At 70.1% G+C, this 14,825-nt stretch carries 13 protein-coding genes and 1 pseudogene; 6 read left to right on the plus strand and 8 right to left on the minus strand.

Translation table 11 applies throughout. The features are described from left to right. Nucleotides 1–3: 3 nt before the first annotated feature. From ACTWQR_RS22550 to ACTWQR_RS22560, 3 genes are all read right to left on the minus strand, one after another. The gene (locus tag ACTWQR_RS22550; RefSeq protein WP_443228935.1) at nucleotides 4–918 is read right to left on the minus strand and encodes a hypothetical protein; all 915 of its coding nucleotides are present in this window, start codon (nucleotides 916–918) and stop codon (nucleotides 4–6) included. Continuing rightward, a complete protein-coding gene (locus ACTWQR_RS22555; RefSeq protein WP_443228936.1) occupies nucleotides 902–1,873 on the minus strand; it encodes an NAD(P)-dependent oxidoreductase in 972 nt (323 codons plus the stop codon). Before ACTWQR_RS22555 ends, ACTWQR_RS22550 begins: the two co-directional genes overlap by 17 nt. 339 nt (nucleotides 1,874–2,212) lie before the next feature. Continuing rightward, nucleotides 2,213–3,250 carry a class I SAM-dependent methyltransferase gene (locus ACTWQR_RS22560; RefSeq protein WP_443228937.1) on the minus strand — a complete coding sequence of 346 codons (1,038 nt, stop codon included), beginning with the start codon at nucleotides 3,248–3,250 and terminating at the stop codon, nucleotides 2,213–2,215. A 207-nt stretch (nucleotides 3,251–3,457) separates the two neighbouring features. On the opposite strand from ACTWQR_RS22560, the gene ACTWQR_RS22565 reads away from it, so the two are divergent. Next, a complete protein-coding gene (locus tag ACTWQR_RS22565) occupies nucleotides 3,458–4,039 on the plus strand; it encodes a TetR/AcrR family transcriptional regulator (RefSeq protein WP_443228938.1) in 582 nt (193 codons plus the stop codon). A gap of 16 nt (nucleotides 4,040–4,055) precedes the next feature. On the opposite strand, the pseudogene ACTWQR_RS22570 reads toward ACTWQR_RS22565, so the two are convergent. After that, a pseudogene (locus ACTWQR_RS22570) lies at nucleotides 4,056–4,358 on the minus strand (dehydrogenase); the annotation flags it as partial. Between the two features lie 395 nt (nucleotides 4,359–4,753). Here ACTWQR_RS22570 and ACTWQR_RS22575 point away from each other — a divergent pair. After that, the gene (locus ACTWQR_RS22575; protein ID WP_443228939.1) at nucleotides 4,754–7,519 is read left to right on the plus strand and encodes a helix-turn-helix transcriptional regulator; all 2,766 of its coding nucleotides are present in this window, start codon (nucleotides 4,754–4,756) and stop codon (nucleotides 7,517–7,519) included. A gap of 18 nt (nucleotides 7,520–7,537) precedes the next feature. On the opposite strand, the gene ACTWQR_RS22580 is transcribed toward ACTWQR_RS22575, so the two are convergent. Then, nucleotides 7,538–8,344 carry an alpha/beta hydrolase gene (locus ACTWQR_RS22580; RefSeq protein ID WP_443228940.1) on the minus strand — a complete coding sequence of 269 codons (807 nt, stop codon included), beginning with the start codon at nucleotides 8,342–8,344 and terminating at the stop codon, nucleotides 7,538–7,540. A gap of 321 nt (nucleotides 8,345–8,665) precedes the next feature. Here ACTWQR_RS22580 and ACTWQR_RS22585 point away from each other — a divergent pair, with 321 nt between their 5' ends. Beyond that, a complete protein-coding gene (locus tag ACTWQR_RS22585) occupies nucleotides 8,666–9,118 on the plus strand; it encodes an SsgA family sporulation/cell division regulator (protein ID WP_443228941.1) in 453 nt (150 codons plus the stop codon). Nucleotides 9,119–9,242: 124 nt separating this feature from the next. On the opposite strand, the gene ACTWQR_RS22590 is transcribed toward ACTWQR_RS22585, so the two are convergent. The 3 genes from ACTWQR_RS22590 to ACTWQR_RS22600 form a co-directional block, all read right to left on the minus strand. Beyond that, complete coding sequence (locus ACTWQR_RS22590) at nucleotides 9,243–9,602, minus strand: hypothetical protein (RefSeq protein WP_443228942.1); 360 nt, start codon at nucleotides 9,600–9,602, stop codon at nucleotides 9,243–9,245. Nucleotides 9,603–9,670: 68 nt separating this feature from the next. Next, on the minus strand, nucleotides 9,671–10,228 hold the full coding sequence (locus ACTWQR_RS22595) for a hypothetical protein (protein ID WP_443228943.1): 558 nt from the start codon (nucleotides 10,226–10,228) through the stop codon (nucleotides 9,671–9,673). A gap of 650 nt (nucleotides 10,229–10,878) precedes the next feature. Beyond that, the gene (locus ACTWQR_RS22600) at nucleotides 10,879–11,109 is read right to left on the minus strand and encodes a thioesterase family protein (protein WP_443228944.1); all 231 of its coding nucleotides are present in this window, start codon (nucleotides 11,107–11,109) and stop codon (nucleotides 10,879–10,881) included. A gap of 179 nt (nucleotides 11,110–11,288) precedes the next feature. Here ACTWQR_RS22600 and ACTWQR_RS22605 point away from each other — a divergent pair, with 179 nt between their 5' ends. From ACTWQR_RS22605 to ACTWQR_RS22615, 3 genes are all read left to right on the plus strand, one after another. Further along, complete coding sequence (locus ACTWQR_RS22605; RefSeq protein WP_443228945.1) at nucleotides 11,289–11,972, plus strand: transglycosylase SLT domain-containing protein; 684 nt, start codon at nucleotides 11,289–11,291, stop codon at nucleotides 11,970–11,972. Nucleotides 11,973–12,036: 64 nt separating this feature from the next. Continuing rightward, nucleotides 12,037–13,002: an RNA polymerase sigma factor gene (locus ACTWQR_RS22610; RefSeq protein ID WP_443228946.1), complete on the plus strand. Its 966-nt coding sequence runs from the start codon at nucleotides 12,037–12,039 to the stop codon at nucleotides 13,000–13,002. A 122-nt stretch (nucleotides 13,003–13,124) separates the two neighbouring features. Continuing rightward, nucleotides 13,125–14,045 (plus strand): alpha/beta fold hydrolase, encoded by a 921-nt coding sequence (locus ACTWQR_RS22615; RefSeq protein WP_443228947.1) that lies wholly within the window; start codon nucleotides 13,125–13,127, stop codon nucleotides 14,043–14,045. The last annotated feature ends 780 nt before the right edge of the window (nucleotides 14,046–14,825 follow it).

Consider the following 14,825-nt stretch of genomic DNA (forward strand, 5'->3'; position numbering starts at 1 on the left):
TGTTCAGCCTTCCTGGGAGGAGGTCTTGTCGTGAGGCAGCAGAAGCTCCGTCGCATACCGCGCCTGTTGAAGTATCGGTGAACAGTCCTCGATCAAGTTCACCAGGAGGTGCCGGCCGGTGCTTCCGCCGGACGCGGACGTCTGTTCGTACGCCGCGGCGACCACATGGTGGACGGCGCTTCCGGCTCGTCCGACGTGTGCGGCGAGCCGCTCCTCGTCGGACGCGGGCAGACCCTGGCGGGCGGAGGGGGCACCGTGCAGGGACGCTGCCAGGCTCAGCCGTTCGTCGTGCAGCACGGCGGCCAGTTCGGCGGCCACAGCGGTGGACGACACCGGTCCCTGCCGCTGGGCGCGGGCCGGCCCGTCCGTAGCGGGGGCGGCCAGTACGTCGGTCATGCGGCGGGCCGCGCCCAGCGCCAAGGCGGCTACGGCCGTCCAGAGGAAGGCCGCGTCCCCGGCCCGCAGTGGCACGCCCGCAGAGTGCGTGACGAAGCCGGCCGGTACGTACACGTCTTCCAGGCGGAACACGGACCTCGTGCCGCCGTCCTCGACTGCGGCCGGGACCACCTTCGAGGCCACCACGAAGAGGTCAGGACCGCCGGACCGCACCGGGGCGAGCGGCAGGGCCAGCCACGGTCCTGTTCCGTGGTCCGAGGGAGGACGCCACAGCCCGGACAGCCTGAAGCCGCCGGGGGCCGGCCGTGCCACAGGTCCCGGGAAGCCCGCGCGGGGAACGGCGGTGACGAGCGGCGCGGCCCAGTTCCAGGTGCTGGTCAGGGCCTGCCAGGCCCCGGCGGGGTCGGAGTGCCCCTGCGACTCGAAGAACGCGAACACCCCCGCGAGACCGTTGTCGGGTCCGAGCAGCTTCGGGTGGTCACCGTACCTGGACGTCGTGATTGGCCTAGGCAGCCCGCTCACCCGCTTCGGCTCCGGTCGTCGTGAGGACGACGTTGTGCAGTTCCTCACCCCGCTCGTAGCGGTACAGCTGCCGCCGCAGGAAGTCCGTGGTCATCGGGGCGAACGCATCGGTGAACGCCGCCACATGGGGAGTGATCAGAGCGCCGGGCAGGCTCCACAGGGGATGGCCGGACGGCAGCGGTTCCGGGTCGGTGACGTCGAGCGCGACCCGCAGCCGCCCCGCCCGTACCTCGCGGACCACCGCGCGGGTGTCCACGAGCTCGCCGCGGGCGACGTTCACCAGCAGCGCCCTGTCCTTGAGCAGCGCCAGCGCGTCCGCGCCGAACATGCCGCGCGTCCAGTCGGTCAGCGGCGCGCACAGCACCACTGCGTCCACCGTGGGCAGCAGCGCGGGGAGCTCCGCCGCCCCGTGCACACGTCCGGCCGGTGTGGTGCGCGCCGTCCGGGCCAACAGGACCGTCTCGCACCGGAACGCGCCGAGCCGGGCGGCGACGGCCGCGCCGACCGCGCCGTAGCCGATGACCAGGACGCGCTTGCCGACCAGCGTGGGCCTGATCTCGGGCCGCCACTCTCCCTGGGCCTGATGGGCCGTGAACTGGTCGAGCCCCCGGCACAGGGCCAGCAGCAGGGTGACCGCCAGCTCGGCGGTGGCCTCGCGGTGCACTCCGCGGCCGGTGGCCAGCCGGGTGCCGGGGGGCATGGCGCCCAGCAGGGGCAGCATGTGGTCGTAACCGGAGCTGAGCAGTTGGAGCACCTCGAGGTTGCGCATCCGCGGCAGTACGGGGCCCAGGACGCGTTCGGCACCGGGCGCCGGCAGGCCGGCGATGAACCGGACGTCGCCGGGGTCGCCGGGCAGCGGACCCGATCCGTCCCAGTAGGAGTAGGAGAGCCCGTCAGGCAGGCCGGGGATCTGGCTTCGGTGATAGGGGAGCCAGACGGACATGCCGTCCTTCATCGTGCATCAGCTTCTTCCCGCTCTGCGTGTCGCGTGGACCGGCGCCGGCGCGTCGGGCCCGGATGAGAAACCCACCGCTTCCTCGCGGCGGACATGTGCCCGACCGCCTCGGCTGACATGTGGTCGTCCACTCACTTGTGAGGACGTGTGTGTACGAGTCGAGGTTCACGTGAGACTCGCCACTCGCATGTGTGAACCGGTGCCGGGGGTCGTCGTCGGGGCCTCCCGCGCCGGGGACGTGGTCCCAGAGCGACGAGGAACGGCTCCTGCTCGTCAGCCGCGAACTGGCCGACGTCCTCATCACGCACGTTCACGCGCCGAGCGCCAGTGCGTCCGTCCTCAACGCTTGACGTCGTAGATGCGGTTGGTGAGGGTCTCGACGGCGAGCCTCCAGCTGTGCAGACCCACCTCAGCGGCGATCGCTTCGAGAGCGTCCCCGCCCGGATGATTGCCGAGCGCTTGAGGGCCGTTCTGCGCCATGGCTACCGGCAGACAGAGAACAGCTGAGGTCGAGGCGAAGGACCGGCCGACCGGGTGGATGTTCTCTCCGGGTTCGGCCGACACGTTCGGCTCGACGACAAGACAGCTTCCGTCGTCTGCGAGGGTCTCTTCCGCGCGCCGGAGTGCCGCACCGGGATCACCGAGATCATGGAGGCAATCGAAGAACGTGACGAGGTCGTAGGCGCCACCGGGGAAGTCATGGGCGGCGGCGACCTCGAACGTCACGCGATCACCGAGGCCCGCCTCCTCAGCCAGCTTTCGGGCTGCTTCGACGGAGGGCTCGTGGAAGTCGAAGCCATGAAAGCGAGACAGCGGAAATGCCTCGGCCATGAGCACGGTCGAGTGGCCGAAGCCGCATCCCACATCGGCGACCGACGCGCCTCGCCGAAGCTTGCTGTCGACGCCCTCCATGGCCGGCAGCCATTCCTGAACGAGGACTGCCTCGTAGCCAGGTCTGAAGAAAGCGGCAACGCCCTCCGCCAGTTCCGGTCCGTAGTCCTGCCAGCTCACCCCGCCACCGCTCCGGTAGGCGCTCGCCAGCGCCTCTTCGGCACCGTAGAGGGCCTTCAGCATGATGAAGCCACCACCGACGTACGTCGACAGAGAGGAATCCGCCAGTACAGCCGCATGCTCATCCGGCAGAACGTACGTGTTCGTCTTGAGGTCGTGCCATACGTAGGCACTGGCGACCTGCGCCGCCAACCACTCCCGAACGTACCGCTCGACGAGCCCTGACTTCTCGGCCAGTTCGTCCGAGGTGAGCGCCCCTGCCCCCGACATCGCCTTGTACAGTCCGAGGCGGACACCCAGAGATGTCGACACCCCCGCGAAGGCGGCCGCGTTGTCGGCGACCACCCGCTCGAGAAACTCCGTCACGCGACCCACATCCGACATGTGATCAAACCTTCAAAGTGCCGCGCCCGAAGTGCGACGGACGGATGCCCGGAATCGCGCTCCTGCGCAACAGCCGACATCCTGAGGAGCAAGTCGTGCTGAAGCAGAACCTCTCTCAGCTTTTCAACGAGTGAGGTTCCCCTCCGGGTTCACACGATCGCAGCCGACAGCAGACTGCAGAATGGACGGGTGAATCCGGCGCAGACGACTTCGCAGCAGACCCACCAGGAATCGCCCCGCAAGCGGGCCGACGCCCGCCGCAACCATGAGCGGGTCTTCGCGGCGGCGCTGGAGGTCTTCGAGGAGTTCGGGCTCCAGGGCACCGTGCCGCAGGTCGCCGAGCGCGCCGACGTCGGGAAGGCCACGGTGTACCGCAGCTACCCGACCAAGGAGGACCTGGTGGAGGCGGTCGTGCGGTACCGGCTGGCGGAGTTGGAACGCGCCACCGCGCCCGTCCTGGCGGAGGCCGAGGCCGCGCGGGCCTTCGACACCTTTGTGATCCTGCTCTTCGAGAACCTTGCCCGGGATCGTCTGCTGTCGGAGGCGCTCGCTGAGGGGCGGTCGACGACGTACACCGGTCCCCTGCTGCACCGGCTGGCCGCTCTGATGGACGATGCCAAGACCGCCGGCCGGGTCCGCCCGGACGCCACCCCGCTCGATCTGCGTGTGGTGCTGTGCGGCATGTGTCTGCAACTGATCAACCTCGCGGAACGGGACCCGGCACTGTGGCGCCGGTACGGCGAACTGACCCTCCAGGCGCTGCGACCCTGAACCGGGCGCGGCCTCACCGCGCGGGATCGGCGTCCACCAACTGCGCCCGCACACCAGGGAACCGGGCCGGCAGGGCCACCACCGAGCAGCCGACCATGCCGCTACAGACCACCGCGATCCGGTCGCCGGCCAGAGGCGCGGCATCCCACAGGGCGTTCACGGCGGTCTCGACGGTGCCCGCGAGGACGACCCGTTCGGCGGCACGCCGTCCGGCACCGGGTCACCGCGCTCGCGGGACGACGTAGCGGGTCCGGTGCGGATCGCTCGTCGTGGCTGACCACCACGAAGGCGCCAGGCAGAACACCGGGCGTCCGCTCAGGTCCGTTCCCCGGCTCCGGGAGCGCCAGCCAGTAACTCTCCGTGGCCCGGTGAGCGCAGCCGGAACGCGCAGGCCGAGTGGCTCGTCGTGGTGCTCCTCCTGATGGTTCGGGACGTCGGGCCGCCGAAACATGTCGCAGCCGAAGGGCTACACACCCGTCCGCACAACAAGAACTTTTCCGGCCATACCGGGTGACCAAATCCGACGGCGGCATCTAGTCTTCTGCGTGAGTGTGAGTGACCGGTCGGCCGGCGGCCGCGCTGTCGTACATACAGCAGCCCGACATGTGGCTGCGAGAGACGACGTATCCTCACCATTGCGCCTGACGTGATCCGTACGCACGGACGCGAGAGCGTTCGGGGCGGGCCGGTTCAGCGGTGAAGGGAGTGGGGGCGATGGAGTCGATCGTCGGGGCCATGATCGGCCGGGAAGGTGAACAGGAGGTCCTGTCGGCGTTCGTGGCGGCCTCCGAAGGACAGGCTCTCGTCCTCCGCGGTGACGCAGGTGTGGGCAAGAGCGCCCTGCTGGGACACGTCGCCGAACTCGCGACGGCCGAGAAACACAGGGTGATCAGGGCGGCCGGCGTCGAGGCCGAGTCGGAACTGCCGTTCGCCGGTCTGCATCAGTTCCTGCATCCGCTGCTCACCTACATCGACCGTCTGGACGACACGCACCGGCGGGTCTTCGACGTCGTCTTCGGCCGGGGCGATGGCACACCCCCCTCGGTCATGACGCTCGGGATCGCCGTCCTCGACCTGCTCTCCCTCGCCGCGTCGCAGCAACCCCTCCTGCTGGTGCTCGACGACGGCCAGTGGCTCGACACCTCCAGCACCGAGGTGTGCGGCTTCGTGGGGCGCCGGCTGACCGGCAGCTCGGTGAAGCTCGTCGTCGGCCTGCGCTCGGAGGTTCCCTCGGGCTTCGACACGGCCGCGCTGCCCGAACTGGCGGTGACGGCGCTGCCGGGGAAGGTCTCCGAACAACTCCTGGACATGCACCACCCTGGCCTCGATCCTCAGATCCGCCGTCTGGTGCTGGACGAGGCCCAGGGCAATCCGTTGGCCCTACTGGAACTGCCGCCCTATGTGCGCGGCGGCCGGGCGGGACGCAGTCCCGAGGAACTGTTCGGGTACACCGGCATCCCGCTGCCCCTGCGTCTGCAGCACGTGTACGGCGCGCGCATCAAGTCCCTCGGCGAGGCGGTGCGCGCCGATCTGCTGCGCGGTGCCCTGGACGGCGTCGGGGCGGGTATGGCGGCCGACCGCACCCGGAGCACGCGCTACCGCATGCGCGACGCCGACGAGGCCGCGGCCTGCGGTCTGCTGGACGTCGATCCGCTCAGCGGCGACTTCGTCTTCCGGCACCCCCTGGTGCGCTCGACGGTCGCCCAGATGGCCACCCCCAACGAGCGGCGGGCGGCTCACGCAGCCCTGGCCCAGGTGCACCGCGATGACGTCGAGCGGCGGGCCACGCATTTGGCGGCGTCGACGGTCGACCCTGACGAGGAGGTGGCGGCCGCACTGGAGGCGGCGGCCGAGTCCGCGACTCGGCGCGGCGGCGCGCTGGCCGCCGTCGCCTGGCTGACCCGCGCCGCGGAGCTCAGCGAGAGCCGCGAGGAGCGGTCCAGGCGGCTGGGCAGCGCGGCGCACGTCGCCGCGCACGCCGGCCAGCTGGACCAGGTCCGGCGGTTGGTCCGCTCGGACACCGGGTCCGGCAACAGCGATTCCCCGGCCTCGGTGGTCGCGTCGGGCTATGTCGCGTCCCTCGAGGACGGGGACCTGCTGTCCTCACGGCGCCAGGTCTTCGCGGCGATCGAGAGCATGCGCGACGGCGGGGTGCGGGAGTCGGACGAGGTGCTCACGCACTTGGTCGACCTGCTGCTGGGGATCAACCTGTACACAGGTGACGAGGACGGGTGGGAGCGGACTCATGAGCTCCTGGACTCGCTGGGGGACCTGGTGCCCTCGTATTCGCGCGTCTACCAGGACGCCTGGAGCGACGTGGTGCGTCGCGGCGCCGGTGTACGGGAACGGGTGGAACGCGCCTTCGCCGGTCTCCCCGACCTGGAGCCGTGGGATGTTGCCCGGCTGGGGGTCGCCGCCCACCGCGTGGACACCCTCAGCCGGTACCGGCCGCATCTGCAGCGCACCGTGGACCGCGAGGCGGAGACGGGGTCCCTGATCAACGTCATGTCCATGCTGCACATGATCATGATGGACCAGATCGCGGTCGGCGAGTGGGACGAGGCCGAACACACCGGACAGCATTGCCTGGAGCTGACGACAACCCACCGGCACACTCTGTTCGTTCTTCACGCGCAGGCACAGCTGGGTCTGCTGGCCGCGATGCGCGGTCAGGTGGCCCGGGCCCGGGAGTTGCAGGCCACCGTCGATGCCTGGGCCCGCCCCCGCGGCGTCGGATTCCTCACCCAGATCGCCGACGCGATCGGCACCACCGCCGCCCTCGCCGAAGGCGACTACGAAGCCGCCTACCTCCACGCCATCGGCATCACGCGCCCCGGCACCTTCACCCCCTACGCCTACGAGGCCCCCCGCACCCTCCTCGACCTCGTCGAAGCAGCCCTCCACACCGGCCGCACCGAACAAGCCCGCACCCACGCCCTCGCCGCCCAAAACGCAAACCTCCCCGACCTCTCCCCCCGCCTCGCCCTCATCACCTACGGCGCCCTCGCCATGACCACCACCGACCCCACCGAAGCCGACCAGATGTACCACCGCGCCGAAACACACCCCGCCGCACCCCACTTCCCCTACGAACACGCCCGCATCCGCCTCGCCCACGGCATCCGCCAACGCCACACCCACGGCCCCAAAGCCGCACGACCCTCACTGACCCTGGCCGCGGAAACCTTCGAACGACTGGGCGCCCCCACCTGGACCGAACGCGCCCGGGCCGAACTCCGTGCCGCCGGAGCATCCACCCTCACCTCCACGGCACACCTGGCAGCACTGACCTGGCAGGAACGCCGAATCGCCGACCTCGCGGCCAGCGGCCTCACCAACAAGGAAATCGGCGAACGCATGCACCTCTCCCCCCGCACCGTCAGCTCACACCTCTACCGCGTCTTCCCCAAACTCGGCATCACCTCACGCGCCGCCCTCCGCGACGCACTGGCCAAGATCCCCGGCGACCAGAACGTGTGACGACGGCACGCTGAGCCATTACGCGGGGTAGGCGCGGAGGCCGCGTTCGTCCAGCCAGCCGAGCACGTAGTCGGCGACGAATCTCCACCCGCTGTCGATCACCAGGGAGTGGGCGCGATCCGCGAACTGCTTGAGGTCGGTCGCCGCCGTGGAGTCGCCGTACTGCTTGTACACCGCGCGCGTGACGGAGTCGGGCACCATCAGGTCCTCCTGCCCGGAGATCAGCAGGAGCGGGCCGCGGTCCGCGTTGGCGACATCCACCACGGCACGCGGGCTGCGTACCTTGCCCGGGTGCCCGAGGTCGGCCAGCAGACGACGGGGCGTCGGCATCACGTAGCGTTCGAAGAGCCGGTCGGACTCCTCAGCCGCGACGGTGTTCGCGAAGGCGTGGTGAAACTGCTCCGGAGACAGGGGCACCAGCTGTTCGGGGTCGGCGTCGTAGGCTCGGCCGGGCGTCCACAACCGGGCCGGGGAGTCGGGCAACGGGATGTCGTTGATCGGGGCGGATGCGATGGCCACCGCGGCGCGACCGATGTTGGCGCCGATGAGATGCTGCGCGATGAGGCCGCCCACCGAGTGGCCGACGATCACCGGCGCGATTTCGAATGAACGTACGATTCCTGCGTAGTGGTCTGTCAGCATGTCCAGGCCAATGTCGGCGAGCGTCTCGGAAGACTTGCGCATGTCCCCGACGGCGGCCGCCTCCCCCGGCCATCCGGGCGTGAAGGCGAGGAACCCCCGGCTGGCGAAGCGCTCCGCCCATGACTCCCAGGACAGCGCGTGCAGCCAGGTGCCATGGATGAAGACGACGGGAGTGTGGTTCACGGCTGGCTCCTCCGAGCATGACGATCACCCGGCTCTGGCATGCGGGCGACCGTCCCAGGATCGTTCAGGCGCAGGTCAGGGGCGACAGTCGAATGACTTAATGTTGGCGACCCGCGCGCCCGCTGGGGCCGAGCGCCCCCTGGAAAGCCGCCCCTGAAAGGGCGCCTCGATACGGACCGGTGTCCGTCTGGCAGACGTCCGTCACCACGACTCACCGTCGAAGTCGGCGAGGTTGGACGGTCAAGTGACTTATGTACGACGCGCCCGCAGGGGCGAGGGTAGGTCGGGCCAGCTTTCGTCACGGGGAAGGATCCATCCGCCATGAGCAGCAACCAACCAGGTGTACATGCCCGCTTGGCGGCGCACGCCCGTCCTGAGCTGATCCTGGACATCGAGCGTGTGCTGGACGTCGCCGCACGGCAGACCATCAGGGCGGAGTTCCGGTTCGACCCGGGGGCTCCCCTGGTCGTCTCCGTGGAGCTTCTCATCGAGGGCGGCCCGCGTGTCCTGTGGCGGATCGGCCGCGACCTCCTCCAGCAGGGGCTGTACTCGGTGAGCGGCCTCGGTGACGTCCAGATGTGGCCGGCGCACTCGGAGGACCGGGCCACCGCGTGGCTTCGGCTGGCCTCCAGAGACATGGCGGCCCTGTTCGAGCTGCCCGTGTCCCCGCTGGAGGAGTGGCTGGAGTACACCTACGAGCTCGTTCCCGCCGGTCGCGAGATCACCGAGATCGACTGGGAGGTCGCCACCGCGGATCTGCTCCAGGGCCCCTGAAGAACGGTCGCCGAGCACCGACACCGCAGTGGCCGCCGAGCGGTTCCCGAGCGGAACCTCCGGCGGCACGCGACACCCGTCGGTCTCGCACTACGCGGGACACACCAGGCTCGGGGTGAACGACTCAGCACACGGGGCGCCGGGCCGCGACCAGCACGGGGCCGCCCGGAACCGTGGGGAAGGTCCTCGTCTCCCCGAGCCCGAGCGCGTCGAGTTCCTCACTCATGCGCGCCGCGTCGAAGGAGTTGCCCCCGCCGCGCACCGCGGTCCACCGCCCGACAGTGCGGCGCAGCGCGTCATCGCCGACGGGGTTGGTCCCCGCCACCAGCCACGCCCCCGGCACCAGGGCCACGACGAGCCGGGGCAGCACAGCCCGCAGCGCCTCTTCCGACAGGAACGGCGCCGGCAGCCAGATCAGCTGGTACGTCTCCGTTTCCGACACGTCCGCCGCGTCCTGCCGGCGCAGGGACACCCGGGCGGCCACCGCCGGATCCGCGGCGGTCAGCTCCGCCCGCGCCAGAGCCAGCGCCCGCTCCAGTACGTCGATGCCCTCTACCCGCGCCTTGGGGAAGCCCTCGCCAGCGCCAAGGCCAGCGCGCCGACGCCGGTGCCCACGTCGAGGATGCGGCTGCCCTCGGCCGCCAGTCGCTCGGCGCACCCGGCAAGCCGAGGAAGGATCTTCGCGGCGAGTACGCGGCCGGTCGCGGCGGAGGCCTGTCCCTGGCTGAGCAGCACCTCGTCGGACTGCGCTTCCCAACCGCCCTGCGGTGTACCGGCCACGTCGGAGACGGCGGCCGAGACCGCCTGCTGCAGCGAGCTGAGTTTCGCCTCCACCGCGCTGCGCGCGGTCGCCGCGTCCGCCTGGTCCAGCGAAGGGTGGACGGCGAAGCCGTCGGGACCCCGGCGGACCAGGCCCAGGCTCTCCAGGACCGCGGTGCGCTGTGGATCGCGCGCGAGCACGTCCACGAGGGGCGCCGACAGCGCCTGCCGCTGGGTGCTCACCAGTGCGGCCATGGCCCACACCGCGGCCTCCAGAACGGCCACCGGGGTCTCACCGAGAGACAGGGTGAGGCTCGTCCAAGGAGAGGCGGGTTCGGATGGTGTGGACATGGAGCCTCCGGAGGAGCGCCGCTACGACATATGTGTCGCGCTGGTACGCACACATGCTGCCATAGAAAGGTGTGAGCTGAGCATCCTCGAGACGTACGCCTCGGCTCGCTCCATCGCCGGAGGTGCCGCGCAGCCGGCCGAGGTGCCGCGCAGTCGGCCGCGCGGCTCGGCGGCCAGGAACTCCACGTGCCGCCGCGGTCCGGCGGCTCCCGGAAGCGGTCCCCGACCGTGCGTCGCCGTCGAGTCGTTGGTCATCAGCACTCCGACCTGCGCGGGATCAAGGAAGCCGGACCAGCCAACACCCGTTTCACCAGGGGATTTCGCGGCAGGCGAAGGCCTGCCGGGCCGACGGCCGCCTTTGGGGTGAATCCGTCGGCAGAGGAGCCGAAGACGTCCAGCGCGATTGCCTCGTCCCATCCGTGAACCTGCCATGGCTCCAAACCCGTTGCCCCAGAGAGGAACTCCTGCGGTCAGGGTTTTGATTGGCTGACCTGGCCGCAGGACGGAGCGGTCGTCCTCATGCTCTTCCCCCGACATGAGGACGGCCGCTCCACCCACCACAGCCGACCGGGGCAGGGTCAGAGCTTCGACGGGAGGTTCTTGCGGTCGGCGGCCTGGGCCCCTTCCAGGACGGTCCACAGTGCGACCGGCTACGCGGCGATCCTGCGTGCGCCGGGGTCGATCCAGGCATCGAGGGTACGTACGACAGCGGCTTCCTCCTCGCTCGCGCGCGACATCGTGTGCTCGAACTGCCTTCGTGCCCCGTCTTCGCTCAGTCCTTTGATGCGGAACGCCACGGTGACCGGTTCGGCCGGGAAGACCTCACGCAGATAGCGGACCTCGTCGCCGAGTGTCACGGAGGCAAACCCCGCCTTGTGCACGGCCCGGGGGCTCCACCGCGGCTCGAGCGGAAAGCCGGGCCAGGTGTGAGCACTCACACGTGTTTCACGATTGCACCGCCTGCTCCGGCACGGCAGAGTGTTCCAACTGCCGGGCCGCGCAGGCGAGACAGGTGCGACAGTCGCGGCACGATCCCAAGGACGAACCGGAAGGAAGACATGTGAGCCCGATTTCGGTCCGGGGATTCGCGGTTGCCTCTGCCACCGCGGTCACCGCTGTCGGAAGCGTCGTCGGTGTCGCCTCGGGCAGCGCCGCGCAGCCCAACGACGCCGAGGCGACGGCAGCCGACACCACGCTCCTCGCGGACATACCGGCGGGCCACCGGGCCCAGGTGCAGACCGCGTCCCTGACGCAGCAGGCCTATGTCCAGGCCACCGCCGCCGACGCGAGCGCCAAGAAGGACGCCGAGGAATCGGCCCGCATGGCCGCCGCCAAGTCCGCGCTCGAGAAGAAGCAGGCCGCCGAGCAGGCGGAACAGGAGGCCAAGGAGCGCGCCGAGGCCAAGGCAGCGGCCTCCCGGGACGCCTCCGGCTTACCCGTCCAGAGCTCCTACACCGTCGCGCAGATTCAGACAATGGCCGCACAGATGGTGCCCGGCGATCAGTTTCAGTGCTTCAGCAACATCGTGGACCACGAGTCCAGCTGGAATCACACGGCGGTCAACACCTCCTCCGGTGCGTACGGCCTCTTCCAGGCACTGCCCGGCTCCAAGATGTCCTCCGTCGGCGCCGACTGGCGGACCAACCCGGCCACCCAGATCAAGTGGGGGCTCAACTACATGAACAGCGTCTACGACAGCCCCTGTGGCGCCTGGCAGTTCTGGCAGGCCAACCACTGGTACTGAGCGCCTGACCCCTCGGAGAGGTTAGGGTCGGAGAAGACACGTGTCGTGGCCGGGAGGACAAGGTATGAGCGGGATACCGGGAGACACCGGGCCTGCGGAGGACGCAGCGCTGACACGGGCCGCGCAGGCGGGCGACGTATCGGCTCTGGCCCTACTGCTGGAACGTCACCGACCCGGAATGCGCGCGGTGGCGCTCAGCCTGCTGGGGCCGGGCCCGGACGTGGACGACGTCATGCAGGAAGCGGCGCTGGTGGCGCTGCGCCGGATCGTGGACGTACGCGACCCCGAGGCCGTGGGGCCATGGCTGCGCATGGTCGTACGGAACAGCTGCCGGACGCTGCTGCGTGCCGCGCAACGTGTCGAGCCCATGGAGTCGGTGCCACTGCCGTCGGACGGCGGCACACCCGAGCAGATCCTGCAGACCCACGCGCTGCGGGACTGGATCTGGGAGGCCGTCGAGGCGTTGTCCCCGACCCTGCGCCTGCCGATCGTCCTGCGCCACTTCTCCACCGGGATCACCTCGTACCAGCAGATAGCCGAAGCCTGCTCGGTTCCGGTCAGCACTGTGCGCAGCCGACTGAGCCAGGCACGCGGCGCGCTCGCCCAGACCCTCACCGCCACCGCGGCCACGGCGCACGAGGACGTGACACGCCGTACCGATGCCAGCTGGCAGGAGGTGCGCGAGACACTCGCGGCCGCCGAGCGCGGCGAGTTCGGCAAGGTGGTCAAGGATCGCTACTCCGCCGAGCTCTCGCTCCTGACCGCAGGCCGGCGGCTGGGCGGAGCCGACCTCCTGCTGGCGGGGATGGACTGGGACCTCTCGGCGGGGGTGCGCCAGCGCCCCTTGCACGTGGTTGCCGGCCGGTCCCTGGTCGTCTGGGAGATGGAGCTGGTCAGCCCGCCCGACGACCCGGACCACTGCCCGCCCGGTGTCGCCTGGATCATGTCGCTGGACGGCGGTCGCTTCGACCGGGTCTCCCTCTACCACGCATCACGTCCCGAGGCCGCGCCCACTCCTGTCGCGGTCTGAGCCCTGGGCCCGGGCACATGGCCCGGCAACATGACCCAGATCACATTACGGCGATAAAACTTCTCGGATTCCGGAGCGTCTTGTCGGTGTCACTGACACCTGCGGACCCTACGGAGATCCCGATGAACACATCCACCGCACACACCGACCCTCTCTCCCCCGGAACCCATTCCTTCCAGCGGGGTGGAATCGTCCAGCGGTACCACGTCCACGGCAGCGGCCCGGTGTGCGTGGCGCACTCCGGCGGTCCCGGCATCTTCTGGGACTACCTGCGGATGCCCGCCCTCGAAAAGCACCTGACGATGGTCTACGTCGAGCCCGTCGGCACCGCCGAGGACAGCCGTCTCCCCTCGCACCCGCACGGTTACACCCGGGAGAGGTACAGCCGCTTCCTGCAGGTGCTGATCAACCGGCTCGGCGTGCCAAAGGTGCACCTGCTGGGGCATTCGCACGGCGCGTTCGTGGCCGCCTACCACGCCCTGCACCGTTCCGAGCAGGTGGCGGGCGTCGTGCTGTACGAAGGCGCGCCCGTCACCGGTCCCGAACACGGCGCGGAGGCCGGCCGCATGGTGGAGGCGTTCGCCGCGAAGCACGCCGGCCATCCCGGACTGCCCGATGTGCTGGCCGCGTTCGGCGCGATGTCCGCCATCTCCAGCGACGAGCAGACCGTGGCGGTCGCCCGCGGTGTGCTGCCGTCGTACTTCGCCGACTACTGGGGTAACGAGGAGCGGCTGGCCCCGATCCGGGACGCGGTCCGGGCTACGTACATCTCAGGCCTGGACGAGCACCTCGCGCCCGAGGACATCGACGATCGCGCAGCCCTCAAGGGACTGGAGCCGCCGGCTCTGGTCGTCGTGGGCCGGCACGACGTGATCTGCGGGCCCCGCTGGGCGCTCGAACTCGACGAACTGATCCCCGACTCGCAGCTGCTGGTGCTGGAGAACAGCGGCCACATGGGACACATCGAGGAGCCCGAGCTGTTCGCCGGCGCGGTCCGTGACTTCGTCCGGCGGACCGGCGGCCAGCGGGACGGAGCCGCGTAGGCACCTCACCACGTGCGTCGGCCCACAGAGGGCCGACGCACGTGAATCCAGTGCGAGGCCTGGCTCGTCGTAGTAGTGGGGACCTGTCTGCAGGCCCTGCCTGAACCCGGTCGGAGTCATACGGATCGACCAGGACAATCACAGCGCTGAAGCGGCCCGCGACCATCGCGGTCGGCATCTGTCGCCGACTCTCCGGCCGGTGTCCGGCCGGCATCTGACGAGCCGACTCGGCGGTCGGTCCGTGTTCAGACCCCTGGCCGATCGGTGCCTTGTCCGCAGTCGCGAGACGACGCCGGGCTCGGCGGCATGCGCCTCAACGGTTCGGTCAAGTCGGGTTACCGCCCCCGTCAGTTCGACCTGTCCGGCAAACAAACCCTCCCGTGACGGCATCATGGCCGGGGCCGGCCCCACGGCAGACACCTCACCGAGGCGGCACGGCCGGCCGAACAACGACACGCAATGGCCTGCACGGGTGTAGCTGGCAGCGATCACGACGATGGCAACCAGCAGCCAGCCCTCGATCGGCCGTACCTCCGGGTGACCCCGTTGAACAACCGAGCCACTGACGCGTGCCGTTGAGGACGCCGGCACCTGACACGGGGCCGACAAGTACCCATTCCGGCACTGCACGCTGGAGCGAACGGCGCGAGCGGGCTGGGAACGCCCCGGCCTGCGAAGGCCCGGCCCGAACGGTCCGGAGCCCGGGAGACGTCGCCCGCCGGCCCAGAGACAGCCGCCGGTCGGTGCGTCGAACTCACCGTCACCGTCTGGGCGACCTGC

It is taken from the genome of Streptomyces sp. 2A115 (genome assembly GCF_052245575.1).
In the GTDB taxonomy this organism is placed as follows: domain Bacteria; phylum Actinomycetota; class Actinomycetes; order Streptomycetales; family Streptomycetaceae; genus Streptomyces.

Excerpts from the sequence above, each read along its gene's own strand:
- ACTWQR_RS22555 (WP_443228936.1), bottom strand. The coding sequence starts at position 1,873 with ATGAAGGACGGCATGTCCGTCTGGCTCCCCTATCACCGAAGCCAGATC.
- ACTWQR_RS22575 (WP_443228939.1), top strand. The coding sequence starts at position 4,754 with ATGGAGTCGATCGTCGGGGCCATGATCGGCCGGGAAGGTGAACAGGAG.
- ACTWQR_RS22585 (WP_443228941.1), top strand. The coding sequence starts at position 8,666 with ATGAGCAGCAACCAACCAGGTGTACATGCCCGCTTGGCGGCGCACGCC.
- ACTWQR_RS22595 (WP_443228943.1), bottom strand. The coding sequence starts at position 10,228 with ATGTCCACACCATCCGAACCCGCCTCTCCTTGGACGAGCCTCACCCTG.
- ACTWQR_RS22610 (WP_443228946.1), top strand. The coding sequence starts at position 12,037 with ATGAGCGGGATACCGGGAGACACCGGGCCTGCGGAGGACGCAGCGCTG.
- ACTWQR_RS22615 (WP_443228947.1), top strand. The coding sequence starts at position 13,125 with ATGAACACATCCACCGCACACACCGACCCTCTCTCCCCCGGAACCCAT.